13 protein-coding genes are annotated in these 13031 nt (G+C 33.1%); 5 read left to right on the plus strand and 8 right to left on the minus strand.

Going from position 1 to position 13031, the window contains the following annotated elements; translation table 11 throughout:
- Positions 1-41: 41 nt before the first annotated feature.
- The 4 genes from rpsT to AAGD72_RS00340 form a co-directional block, all read right to left on the minus strand.
- Complete coding sequence (gene rpsT / locus AAGD72_RS00325; protein ID WP_012673338.1) at positions 42-311, minus strand: 30S ribosomal protein S20; 270 nt, start codon at positions 309-311, stop codon at positions 42-44.
- A 51-nt stretch (positions 312-362) separates the two neighbouring features.
- Complete coding sequence (locus AAGD72_RS00330; protein WP_010081980.1) at positions 363-950, minus strand: lysophospholipid acyltransferase family protein; 588 nt, start codon at positions 948-950, stop codon at positions 363-365.
- Between the two features lie 193 nt (positions 951-1143).
- Entirely contained in the window at positions 1144-2130 is a 987-nt protein-coding gene (locus tag AAGD72_RS00335; protein WP_341814850.1) for a tyrosine recombinase, read from the minus strand.
- Complete coding sequence (locus AAGD72_RS00340; protein ID WP_007549057.1) at positions 2120-2290, minus strand: hypothetical protein; 171 nt, start codon at positions 2288-2290, stop codon at positions 2120-2122. The genes AAGD72_RS00335 and AAGD72_RS00340 overlap by 11 nt, the downstream gene beginning before the upstream one ends.
- A gap of 188 nt (positions 2291-2478) precedes the next feature.
- Between AAGD72_RS00340 and AAGD72_RS00345 the strand changes: the two genes are divergently transcribed.
- Positions 2479-3269, plus strand: a protein-coding gene (locus AAGD72_RS00345; RefSeq protein WP_410529947.1) for an IS5 family transposase whose coding sequence is annotated in 2 segments (ribosomal slippage) — positions 2479-2748 and positions 2751-3269 — 789 coding nt in all. Because the reading frame shifts where the segments join, the coding sequence is not laid out codon by codon here.
- A 92-nt stretch (positions 3270-3361) separates the two neighbouring features.
- Here AAGD72_RS00345 and AAGD72_RS00350 read toward each other — a convergent pair.
- Positions 3362-3997, minus strand: coding sequence for a DnaA ATPase domain-containing protein (locus AAGD72_RS00350; RefSeq protein ID WP_006280257.1), 636 nt, complete (start codon positions 3995-3997; stop codon positions 3362-3364).
- Positions 3998-4126: 129 nt separating this feature from the next.
- Positions 4127-5191 (minus strand): AI-2E family transporter, encoded by a 1065-nt coding sequence (locus AAGD72_RS00355; protein ID WP_341814851.1) that lies wholly within the window; start codon positions 5189-5191, stop codon positions 4127-4129.
- 263 nt (positions 5192-5454) lie between these two features.
- On the opposite strand from AAGD72_RS00355, the gene AAGD72_RS00360 reads away from it, so the two are divergent.
- Positions 5455-6648: a bifunctional 2-C-methyl-D-erythritol 4-phosphate cytidylyltransferase/2-C-methyl-D-erythritol 2,4-cyclodiphosphate synthase gene (locus AAGD72_RS00360; RefSeq protein ID WP_341814852.1), complete on the plus strand. Its 1194-nt coding sequence runs from the start codon at positions 5455-5457 to the stop codon at positions 6646-6648.
- 958 nt (positions 6649-7606) lie between these two features.
- On the opposite strand, the gene AAGD72_RS00365 is transcribed toward AAGD72_RS00360, so the two are convergent.
- Positions 7607-8671: a 5-(carboxyamino)imidazole ribonucleotide synthase gene (locus AAGD72_RS00365; RefSeq protein ID WP_341814854.1), complete on the minus strand. Its 1065-nt coding sequence runs from the start codon at positions 8669-8671 to the stop codon at positions 7607-7609.
- Between the two features lie 96 nt (positions 8672-8767).
- Between AAGD72_RS00365 and apaG the strand changes: the two genes are divergently transcribed.
- Entirely contained in the window at positions 8768-9169 is a 402-nt protein-coding gene (gene apaG / locus AAGD72_RS00370) for a Co2+/Mg2+ efflux protein ApaG (protein WP_007549064.1), read from the plus strand.
- Between the two features lie 314 nt (positions 9170-9483).
- Positions 9484-10389 (plus strand): Rpn family recombination-promoting nuclease/putative transposase, encoded by a 906-nt coding sequence (locus AAGD72_RS00375; protein WP_341814855.1) that lies wholly within the window; start codon positions 9484-9486, stop codon positions 10387-10389.
- A gap of 10 nt (positions 10390-10399) precedes the next feature.
- On the opposite strand, the gene AAGD72_RS00380 is transcribed toward AAGD72_RS00375, so the two are convergent.
- Positions 10400-11998 carry an iron ABC transporter permease gene (locus AAGD72_RS00380; protein WP_341814856.1) on the minus strand — a complete coding sequence of 533 codons (1599 nt, stop codon included), beginning with the start codon at positions 11996-11998 and terminating at the stop codon, positions 10400-10402.
- Positions 11999-12127: 129 nt separating this feature from the next.
- Between AAGD72_RS00380 and AAGD72_RS00385 the strand changes: the two genes are divergently transcribed.
- Positions 12128-12955 carry a rhodanese-related sulfurtransferase gene (locus tag AAGD72_RS00385; RefSeq protein WP_341814857.1) on the plus strand — a complete coding sequence of 276 codons (828 nt, stop codon included), beginning with the start codon at positions 12128-12130 and terminating at the stop codon, positions 12953-12955.
- Positions 12956-13031: the final 76 nt, after the last annotated feature.

The raw sequence follows: 13031 nt of genomic DNA on the forward strand, positions 1-13031 counted from the left end.
GAGGAGTATATATTAATACAGTTAACTTTACATTAACCGTATTAAGCGGTCATCAATGCTTTTACTTTTGCATTTAAGCGACTTATTTTACGCGCAGCAGTATTCCTATGAATAACACCTTTATTCACACACTTGTGTAAATTAGATTCAGCATTCCGAAATGCCAGAACAACATTTTCTTTGTCGCCAGACTTGATTATATCAACCAATTTTCTAATAGAGGTGCGAGTTTTACTTTTCCGCATCTTATTTATTAAAGTGCGCTTTGCTATTACCTTTATCATTTTTTTAGCACTCTTATGATTTGCCATATATTAATACCTAAAATACTGTACTTTTCTTTTAATTATAAAGTTTTTTTGTTAATTTGCAATATCAGTTTTTCCTATGGTTAATCTACTGCTTCTCTCTTCAATAATTTTTTCTAAACTTTGCAAGAATTCATTTTTGTTTAACCCAGGATATATTGGGGGCAATATTTCTATTACTGCCTTTCCGGGATTCTTTCTCAGAGAAAGTATGCTTTTTGGCCAAAACAAACCAGTGTTTAAAGCAACCGGTAACACAGGAACAGATAATACGCTATATAAAGCAGCAATACCTGGTTGATATTTTATATTTTGGTTTATAGTTGTTCTTGTACCTTCAGGAAATATTATTATGCTTCTATTTTCTTTTATACGCATTTTTGCTAGTTTGATTATATGGCGTATAGAACTGATACCATCTGAACGGTTAATAAAAATCATTTTCAGCGCTATAAGATGCAAACCAATGAATGGAATCCATTTCAATTCACGTTTTAAAATAAAAACCGCTTTTCTAAATAGTAGTATAAAAATAAATGTTTCAAATGGAGATTGGTGTTTAGATGCAATGATAAAAGGTTGCTTAGGGATGTTTTCCATTCCCCTCACTTCATATTTAATGCCACATAATAAACGCAGCATGAATAATACAACTCTCACCGAACAGACGAGGAAAATGGTTATTACACACTCAGAAAAGAAAATTACAGGGAGAGTAATGAAAGTATAGAATACCTCCCATAATATAAGAAAGAAATTAAACAATAAACTTGAAATCACAAACTCACATAAATTTATTTAAATTTAACTTTATTACAAATTAAAAACAATAAATTTAATTATTGATCATCTGAGTAATAGGATGCGAATCAGCTAATTTGTCCTTTAACTTTTCGTTAGCAATATGAGTATATATTTGTGTTGTAGAAAGGTTAGTATGGCCAAGAACTTTCTGTATCAACACAATATTTGCTCCGCTATTTAGTAGATGGGTAGCAAAAGAATGCCTAATCACGTGTGGAGAGATCTTATTTTCATCAATATTGCATTTTCTTGCCAACTCCTTCATTAATTGACCGACCCTCTGCCTTGTAATTGGTTTATTAGGTTTATCACCTGGGAATAGCCAATCGGATTCCTTTTCTTTAGAGATCAGATTATCACGAACTGATAAATAATTTCTAAGGCTCTGCAATGCTTGTTCATTAAAAAGAATTTGCCTCTCTCTACCACTTTTTCCTTTTATTATTATATAGCATTCTTTGTTATTACTGTTTATTAAATGTGACACTTCACATAATTTCATACTAATTAGTTCAGAAACACGCATTCCAGAAGAGTAAAGGATATCTAAAATCGCACATAGCCTTTTACTGCTTATCTCTTTATTCGATTCGCTTGCTGATTTTCTCACTGTGTCCATTAGCAAAAATATTTCTTCGACACTTAAATACTTAGGCAAAGGACGAGAAACTTTTGGATTCTTTAATTCAGCATCATTAGCCGGCGCTGGATTAAAATCTATTATTCCGTCATTAAATAGACACTTGTAAAAATTTTTCATAGCGGATATTTTTCTTGATATAGAGCTACTTTTATATTTTTTTTGTGTACATAAAGATTTCACATAATCTTTAATATTGGTTTTGTTTACACCAACCAAGGTAGTGCCGCTTTCCAATAAAAATTCTTCAAACTGGTGTAAATCCGAACGATAACTTTCCAGAGTATTTTGTGCAGCGGACCTCTCTGAAGCTAAAGCATCTATGTAATATGTTATGTAAAGATTTTCTTTTTTATTTTGCGAATGTTTATTTTTCATTATCAGTTCCTATATTTATTTCTTTGGCTATAATTTGATTAGAAGTGTTCCCTGTGTTTCTTATGAGAAAATATGAGACAAATAAAGCATTTATCAATAGAGTGAACATCACAAACTTTTGCTTTAACCTTTTTCTTAAATTTAATCTTACTCTTATCATAGTTAAATTATAACGTTAAATCTATAAAAAACACCTTATAAAGTGAGCTCTACTATAAATATAGAATACTTCTTAGCTGTATCTATCTATATTTATTATAACATAACATTGATTATAATTCTAAGAACCTGTTTAAAATCTCGGAGAGATGAGGTAAAATAGTGGTAGATTAAGAATGAGGTATATCTATGCGTAAAAATTATCCAAGTGATATAAGTCGAGAGCAATTTGAAAAAATCAGACCAATACTAGAGAGTAGCAGGAAGAAAACGAGACCAAGAAAACTTGATTTGTATGATGTATTTCGTACAGTGTTATACGTCCTAAAAAGTGGTTGCCAGTGGAGAATGTTGCCAAAAGATTTTCCAAGGTGGGAAAGCGTATATTACTATTTTCAAATGTGGAATAAAAAGAATGGAGAAGAACCAAGTTTGTTGGAATTAGTTTTAAAAAAAAATTGGTTGGAGAGATCCGTATCAACAATGGTCGGAAAGAGAAAACTAGCTTCTGTATAATTGATGCTCAAAGTGTTAAAAACACAGATACTGCTGAAAAAAAGGGCTATGATGCAGGTAAAAAGATTTCAGGCATAAAGCGTCATATTGCAGTTGATACTCAAGGTCTACCACATGCAATTTATGTAACAACAGCAGAAGTAACTGATCGTAGTAGCGCTGTAAGAATGGTTGAAAATGCTAAAGATACCCTTTCTGAAGTCAAAAATATATTGGTTGATGCAGGCTACACAGGAAAAATTTTTGCAACCCAAATAAAAGATATTATTGGTGCAACTGTTGAGGTAATAAAGCGCAGTGAATTACATTCTTTTGTTGTATTGCCAAAGAGATGGGTTGTTGAGCGTTCTTTTGCTTGGTTAGAAAAGTGTAGACGGCTATGGAAAAATTGCGAACGTAAACTCAATACCAGCTTGCAAATGATTGTCCTTTCCTTCATTTCTCTCCTATTACGAAGATTTTAAACAGGTTCTAACATGGACAGATAGAGATTCCAATTACGTTAGTGTTATGGGTGTTAATAAATTTTTAATATATACCTTTACAAAAGAAGGAATCAAATGGCATCTTTTTTTAATAAAGTGCTAATAAAAGGAACGGTCACATTTGACCCTATAGATTCATTATCTATCTTTTCTATAATTTTATCAATGCTATAGAAAGAACGTTCTATTCTTGCTAAAATATAATTAATCACTTTTAAATCAATTTTTAACTGTTTATCTGAAAATCGTTTTATTAGCATAATTCTTAATAATTCCTCGCTTGCAGGCAAAATTTTTACGCTGATAGTTGATAATATTCGAGAACTTAAATCTCTTAGTTTGAAGTTAAGCTTTTTTGGTGAAATTGAAGAAGTGATTAGCAGCCTCTTGTCGTTTTCTTTCATGTAATTGTAACAATGTAATAACATTGCTTCATCTTTAATGTTTTGTACGTCTTCTAAAATAAAAGCATCGCTATACCTAATCTCGCTTACGAAGTTATTCACATTGATAAAGATTGCATCGTTTATTGATTGCCAAATATGAGCAAGATGAGTTTTACCGGAGCTTTTAGGTCCAAAAAGAATCAGACATTTCCAAGATAAATCATTAACTACCGAATTATATACGTGCTTATTTTCATCTAAGATGATGTAATTTTGCCGGCTATAATCAGCTTGATTGTTGTTAAATAAATTTAATTGCACGTTAAGCCTCTTACGTAACCTCTTTCTGGTAGTAATTTTTGCGCAAAAATTTACTTACGCTCCTAAAATATCTCAGGTATTCTAGGCTCATTTCTCCTCTTACCATAAATTGATTATGCAAAAGGTCTGTTAGCCGTTTTTATAAAGCTCACTTTTAAAATATTTATTGATTGCATATTCTACTGATACATTGAACATTGCTATTATTGGAATAAAAAGTAATATACCTGTAAATCCAAAATATGAAGCGCATATAGTAATTCCCAGAATAATTACAGTTGGATGTATATGAACTTTTTTTCCTATTAATAAAGGAACTAATATATTTGAATCTATTAATTGTCCAACACCAAATAATAGCAAAACAGCAGCACTTTCAAACCATCCACTAAATTGAGTGATAGCGCTCAAAAACCCAATAATGGTATATAATAATGGCCCTACGTAAGGTATGAACGTTAACATTCCTGATAAAATTCCAATAACAATAGAGTGTTCCAATCCGATTATGCTCAGGCTCACAGAGTAAAAGACCATCATGACAATACATACATTTACCTGCCCCTTTAGATAATTAGATATAATGAAATCCACTTTGAAAAAATAATCTGCAATTTTTCCCCTGTAAGGAATAGGGATTAATTTATTAGCTTTTTCTATAATTAAAGGCCAATCACGTAATATATAGAAAAACACTACAGGAGTAATCACCATTAATGATACCGTGTTAAAGCTTGAACTTAACACTTGGATTACAAAGTTACTAGCAATATCAAGAGCATTCATGAAATAAGATACATAGTTGCTGTAATTTTCTGCTAGATTTTTAGATAAGTGATCAAATAAGCTATCCTCGATTTTTATATTAAGAAATTCTAATACAGAGGGGATTACTTTAAGCTCTAATGAAGGCACTTTACTCACTAAGAAATTTAATATTGAAGTAATTTGAACATATATAATAGGTAAAACAAATGTTATGACTAGTATAAAAGCTATTAATAAAACAAGTATTATAAAAATTACAGAACATGAACGTGGTATTCTATACTTTTCAAACTTAATTACTAGCGGATTAAACAAATATGCAATAATAATAGATATTAAACATGGAAAAATCATAGTACGCATCAGGAATAACATCCCTATTATAAAAAGCAGTATGAAACAAATAGTTATATGACGTTTTTGCATGTGTTTAGCATAGCTAATTTACTGAAAAATATGCAATTTATTTTTCCTATGTTGAAAGTATTTTACGATTTGTAATACTATCGTTTTTTACTAAAATTTAGTTGTTTAATCCGCAGGCAAAGATAGATTTTGAGCTCTCTAAATATCTCTTTTGCTATTATAATTATGCTAGTTAATAGGGGAAGTAACTTTTATATGATGTCAGAAATTTTATTTTTCGGAAAGAATCTTGGATAGAGAGGAAAGCTTCTACAAAAAGAAATATGTGCGCTAAGAAATACAAAATAGCAGCATTAATAGTTGCAGCGGGAGTAGGCAGTAGATGCAATTCTACGATTCCTAAGCAATATATAAAACTGGCAGGTAAATCTGTTTTATTTCATACAATTAAAAGATTTCTGACTAACCAATATATAGATCACATAAGAATAGCAATTAATAGAGACCATGAAAACTTCTATGAGAAAGCTATATCACTAATTACAGACACTAAATTACTAAGTCCAATATATGGAGGAGAAAACAGGCAAAGTTCAGTTAAACTAGGGCTTGAAAGCTTACAAAAAGTTAACCCAGATTTTGTAGTTATACACGATGCTTGTAGGCCTTGTGTGTCAAATGTTCTGATAGATAACTTGGTTGAATCTATGATTAATGATCAATATACAGGAGTAGTTCCAGCAATAGAAGTTGAAGACACTATGTCATTGGTGAGTAATAGTTTTATTGAATCTACGATTTCAAGAGGAAAGCTCAGAGCCATACAAACTCCTCAAATTTTTAACTTTAAAGAACTATTATCATGTCACCAATCAACCAAAGAATTTACTGATGATTCATCGCTAATGATAGAGCACAAAAAGCGTGTTGTGATTATTAAAGGTGAAAAAAGCAATTTTAAGTTAACCACAAAAGAGGATATCAATATGGCAAAACTCCTTTTTGAAGAGCCAAAATTTCGTGTCGGAGCCGGTTATGATATACATAAGTTCATTAAAGTTCAAAATGGTGCTGAAAGCTTTATAAAAATTTGCGGTGTGAAAATTGAACACAACATGGCAATAGAAGCGCACTCTGATGGTGATGTTGCAATACATGCAATCGTTGATGCAATACTCGGAGCACTGGGATGTGGCGACATAGGAGAGCACTTTCCTCCTAGTTCCTCTGAATGGAAAGATTGCAATTCATCTCACTTTCTTGACTTTGCTGCTAAAAAAGCAAAAGAAAAAGGGTACAGCGTGTCTAATTTAGATATTACTATAGTTTGTGAAGAGCCTAAAATATCGCCTTACAAAGTAGAAATGAAGAAATTCATATCAAAAGCATTAGAAATTGATGATGAATTTGTAAATATCAAAGCAACCACTGCAGAGAAATTAGGTTATATTGGAAGAAATGAAGGAATAGCAGTGCATGCTTCTGTGTTATTGCATACAAACTTTTATTGGAAATAGAAACGAAAAAACTTACTTGACACCCTTCGCCAGCCCCCTTATCATGAAACTGAAGCTATTTATTTATCTTCTCTGTACAGATTAAATGACAAAAAAACTCAACGTATTTGGCGTCTCATGTTTAATTTTTTGCACTATGTGCACCTTATGTCTTTATCAAATTTCTAGCTATACAAGCTAAAATGCGCTTATAAAGCATTTAAAACATCAAAAAACGCCAACTTAAAAAATGGATAGTGAGTAATTAGCTACCCTAGGTTTTCTTTGCCTTTTTTTCTGTTTAGTAAATTTCTTAATGTTTATAATTTAGATTAGTTGCGGCTTAAAAGCAGATGAATCGCGGTTATTAAACGTTTAGAATAAAAAAACGCCATACTTGAAAGTATAATGTAAGTAACTAGCCAACCACGGGGCTTCTTTTGCCTTTTTTTTCGTTTGGTAAATTTCTTAAACATTTATGGCTAAACGACAACCGTCATCCCGCTACGTGTTAGCGGGATCTAGAGATACCGCGGCGGCATGACGTAGGACTGCTGTCATTCAAGTAGCTGACGCTGGAACCCAGCCTTGCTGTAATCTCATCAAGAACGTTGTGTTTTAACATAAGATCAGCCACTTTTATGCTTACCAACTTAATAAAATTCCTGGATCCAAGTAGTCAGGCTACTCGGATGACACCTTCATAAAGTAAAATGAGATCCCGCTAACAAGCAGCGGGATGACGAGAAAGGGGCTACTCGGATGACACCCTCATAAAGTAAAATGAGATCCCGCTAACAAGCAGCGGAATGACGGGAAAAGAGGTGCTGGGATGACACCTTCACAAAGTGAAATGAGATCCCGCTAACAAGCAGCGGGATGACGGGAAAAGAGGTGCTAGAATGACACCGTTTACTATGTAACATCTCATCATATCACAATGTTCGTACAGTTGTGGCGGTATGACGTAGAAAAACTGTTAACTTAAATCTATATTGACATGTCCCATTTTACGCTTATCCCTAACCTCTTTTTTCCCATATATGGTTAAACTAGCTTTTTCGTTGCTCAAATACTTATGAGAATCATATATATCATTACCTATTATATTTTTCGTCATACAAGGAAAGCGTAATACTACTTCCTGCATAGGTAGCCCGCATATTATCCTAACTAGCTGTTCAAATTGACTAACGTTACATGCATCCAAGCTCCAGTGGCAAGAATTGTGAGGTCTTGGAGCTAGTTCATTAACTAACAATTCGTTATCCTTAGTAACAAAAAATTCAATAGCCAGAATTCCTATTACATCAAGCGCATTTGCTATTTTCTTTGCAGCTCGTTGTACCTCTTGAGTTAATTTGCTATCTATTTTAGCTGGCACTGTTGAAGTATCAAGTATTCCATCAACGTGGTAATTTTCTGCTATAGGAAAAAAAGCTACTTTACCGTTTTTATCTCTTGCAACGACTATTGAAACCTCTTTCAGTAAATCAACACTTGCTTCAAGAATGTACTCTGTATTCCAATCAAAGGAAGCAAATTGCTTCACTTCAGAATCATTCTTAAGCACATATTGCCCTTTTCCATCGTAACCCATTTCTGTTGTTTTCAGCCTTGTTGGATAGCCAAAAGCTCTACTGCTTTTCAGTAGCTCATTATAATTTTGTATACTTTTGTATTCAGCAGTTTTTATACTCAAGCTTCTAATGAAATCTTTCTCTCTAAGCCTATTTTGCGCAATGTGTAACGCTTTTTTACCCGGATAAAAATTTACATCGATATTAATTGCACTACATGGAATATTTTCAGACTCAATAGTGACCAAATCCACACTCTGTGCAAAAGATTCAAGCGCTTTCTTATCAGAGAAATCTGCTATTGTGAAATCATCAGCAACAGAGCAAGCAGGATCGTCCTTAGCACTGGCAAAAACATGTATTTTTTGTCCAAGTTTTGTTGCAGCGATAGCAGTCATTTTACCTAATTGTCCACCACCTATTATTCCTATTACTTTTTTGCTAAGCGCATCTGGTTCATTCATACTATAAATTGATACTTCCTAATTAAAGTATACTTGAAAAATCTATGAAAAAAGTATATAATTAAGATACTATTTTCTTATCATGAATATTTTATAATGATAGAATACACACTAACTACCAACTTTGTTGAAGTTACAGTTTTACCAATTTATATTGAAGAGCAATCCATTCCTTATGAAAATTGCTATGTATGGATGTATAACGTTAAGATAAAAAACAAAAGCCAATCAACTATTCAATTGTTAAGTCGTCATTGGCAAATAATAGATTATAAGGGAAAAGTAAATGAAATTGCCGGAGTTGGTGTTATCGGAGAACAACCTGTGATAAAATCTGGAGAGGTATTTAAATACACAAGTGGAACATACTTAAATGTACCGTCAGGAATAATGCAGGGTAAGTATGAATTTCTGAATGAAGAAAGCATAAAAGTTTTTGAAGTTATGATACCACCCTTTTCTTTGGATAGTCCATACATCAAAACTAGACCCCATTAACTGTCAAAATAGTTTATTTGTAACCAGACTGCATTCTGTGATTTTTAGCAAAACATGATACACAATCGTCATTCCGCTACTTGTTAGCGGAATCTATGCCGAGATACCGCGGCGGTATGACGGTTCGCGGCGGGATGACGATAAGCTCGTCATCCCGCTACTTGTTAGCGGGATCTATGCTAAGATACCGCGAATGAATCGCGGTATGACGGTTCGCGGCGGCATGACGTGTTAGCTATAGCTATCTTCAAAAATATGGTTGAATAATTGTTAATAATAGTGTATAATTATTAATATTTTCAAGCATTTTTGCCATGGCTCTTTCAAAATTTCTCGATCCTCGCAATGATTTGTGTTTCAAAAAAATCTTTGGAACGGAAAAAAATAAGAATATCCTGATCCACTTTTTGAACGATATTTTAGGGTTTACTGAGATAAATGCAATACAAGAAGTTGAGTTTCTTAGCACTATTATGGATCCCGAAGTTGCCTCTGATAAACAAAGTATTGTTGATGTTCTCTGCAAGGATTCTCACGGAAATAGATATATAGCAGAAATGCAGCTCGCTAGAGACAAGGGCTTCGAAAAACGCGCTCAATTATATGCCGCTAAAGCCTACTCAAGACAATTAGATAAATCTGGCAACTACATTGATTTAAAGAAAGTCTTCTTTATTGCTATATCAAATTGTAACTTACTTCCTGAAGAAGTTGATTATATCTCTACTCATAATATACGTGATATAAAAACCAACGGCCATTACTTAAAAGACTTTCAATTCGTCTTTATTGAGTTACCTAAGTTTTCAAAAAGCAGAGTGGAGCAACTAGAGAGTACAATAGAAAGGTGGTGTTTCTTTTTTAAGTATGCAGAAGAAACGACAGATGAAGATCTAAAGAAAATAGCAGAAAAAGCACCAATAATAAAGCTAGCATATGATGAGTTAGACAAGTTTCGTTGGAACGAAAAAGATTTAGTAGCTTACGAAGAAAGAATAATGGATTTACGGAAAGAAGAAGCCATTCTTGAATACAGACTTGATCTTGCTACTGAAAAAGGTAAAAAAATTGGTAAAGAGGAAGGAAAAACTGAAGGGAAAATTGAAGGGAAAATTGAAGTCGCAAAAGCAATGCTGGCTAATAATGTTGATGTCAACACTATTGTCAAGTTTACTGGCCTTTCTATTAGTGAGATTGAAGAATTAAGTGGAAATCTGTGAACGGTTACGTTTATTTTTTATCCTTATCATCAAGTGTAAATAAGGTTATTGTAGAGATTAAGCCTATTATAACTATTATTAACGAAAATGGGGCAGCTTCTCTATAGCGCTCATCGCTTACAAGTTCATATATTCTAGTTGATATAGTTTCAAAATTAAATGGTCTTATAATAAGTGTTGCTGTGAGCTCTTTGATAGTATCCATAAATACGAGCAAAAATCCCGATAATATACTCTTCTTGATGAGAGGGATATGAACATTCAAACATGTGGAAATAGGCCCATGACCCATAGTATATGCAGTCCACTCAATTTCATTTGGTGTTTTTTTGAGCCCTGACTCTACCGCCTTGAAAGATATAGCAAAAAAACGAAATAAATATGAATAAACTAATGCGCCAATAGTTCCTACCAAGCTAATTTCCACAATATATTGAGTAATGAAAGAGGATATTCTGCTTAAAAATATTATTATGCTAATTGCGATAATTGCATTTGGAATTGCGTAGCCTAAAGAAATGAGACGTGCTATATTATTGATTACCTTATTTTTACGCGCCGTATATCCAATAATTATTGCAATGCTAATTGAGATTAGTGCAGTGATGAATGATAAACTAACGCTATTTGCTATTATGTTATAGAATCTTGCTTCATATATGAAAAACCCCTTCTCTATGCTCCAATATATGAGCGGAATCATTGGCAAAATAAAACCTATTAATATCGGCAATACACACATAAGATAAGCAAAGATCAATGGTATAGTGCCACTTATACTCCGTTTGTTGTGATAATCTGAATTGGTATTGATTGAAGAGTAGGATATTCCTTTTTTTTGTAGTTTTTTTTCGATAGCTATTAGTGTTGCAACGAAAATCAATTCTGCAACTGCTAAAACAGTAGTTGAATATTTGTCATGCAGTAAAAACCAGGTGCGATATATTCCTGTCGTGAAAGTATCAATAGCAAGAAACTGTGGTGTGCCAAAATCCGTAATTACTTCCATTAGTACCAAGGACAACCCTGCTATAATTGATGGACGTATGGAGGGTATGATGACAGAAAACAGGCTCTTCAATGAGGAGAACCCAAGTGTTGATGCAATAGTGACTGAGTTACTAACATTCTTTAGACTTGAGCGGACTAACATATAAACGTATGGATATAGGCTGAATCCCATTACTAATATTCCACCACCTAGGGATTTTATTTCAGGAAACCAATAGTCACCTTTGCTCCAATCTAAAATGTCTCTTAATAAGCTCTGCACCGGACCTGAAAACTCTAGCGTATTTACATAGACGAACGCTACTATATATCCAGGAATCGATATTGGAAAGAATAAAGCAATCTCAAAAATTTTACTTCCAGGAAATGAAAAAAATGTAGTGAGCCAAGCTGGAATTACTCCAAATATGAAGGATATTCCCCCCACTCCTATCATCAAAATTAACGTACTCAGTATATATTCAGGGAAAAGTGTACTGATTACCCATTCGGAATTCGCTGAATCTGTAAATAAGATTGATATTAACGATAGTATAGGACAGACGAATAATATACTTACTAAAAATAAGAATATATTTTTAAATACTCTTAAAAACATTAATTTGAATCTATATTTTATATTAAAATGTTATATGTAAAAACTGAAGATATCCAGTAATTAACAGCCGTACTATTGAATATCTTTATAATTTTGTATATCATGTTTTTAGTTGATAAGTGAATAATCATGAGCTTCGTCATTGCAACTTTCTATCATTTTGTAGAACTTTCTAATTATTATGACATGAAAGACGAAATAAAAGCTACATGCAACAACGTTGAGTTAAAGGGCACTATACTCCTTGCAGAAGAGGGTGTTAATGCAACAATATCTGGTGAAAGAAACGCAATTGATAAAATATTCGATTTTCTACGTTCTGATTATAGGCTAAGGGACCTTACATGGAAAGAGAGTGCAGCAGAATATCAACCATTTAGCAAGATGAAGGTAAAATTAAAAAGAGAGATTGTGAATCTTGGTGTAAGCAATCTTGATATTTCCCTTAAGGGTAAATATGTTGATCCAGAGCATTGGGATGATTTTACTTCTCAACCTGACGTTTTAGTAATAGATACACGAAACGAGTATGAAGTGAAATTAGGCAAGTTTAAGAATGCAATTAATCCACACACACAATGTTTCCGTGAGTTTCCTCAGTGGACAGAGTCATTTTCTGAGAGTAAAGACCTGAAAGTGGCTATGTACTGCACTGGTGGGATTAGATGCGAAAAATCAACAGCGTACATGAAAAATCTTGGATTTAACGATGTGTACCACCTGAAAGGCGGCATTCTTTCTTACCTTGAAAAAACTTATAATAAGAATGGTAATTGGAAAGGAGAATGTTTTGTTTTTGATGATAGAATTGCTGTTGATAACTCACTTACTCCAAGCAACACAATAAAATGCATATTCTGCTCAAATCAAGTTTCAACTGATAAACTGAAATCAGTTCCACGTGGCCAAGTGGTTTGTTCTGATTGTAAACTTCAGTGTTATAGCTATAATAAATAAAACATCATACTGCTGCAGTTGTATGCACGTTGTGATTTGAGAGCAACCTCTACCAGAAAGGGTGTCATGCCAGTGC

The sequence above is a fragment of the Wolbachia endosymbiont (group A) of Chalcis sispes genome (assembly GCF_964026765.1).
Taxonomy (GTDB): Bacteria; Pseudomonadota; Alphaproteobacteria; order Rickettsiales; family Anaplasmataceae; genus Wolbachia; species Wolbachia pipientis.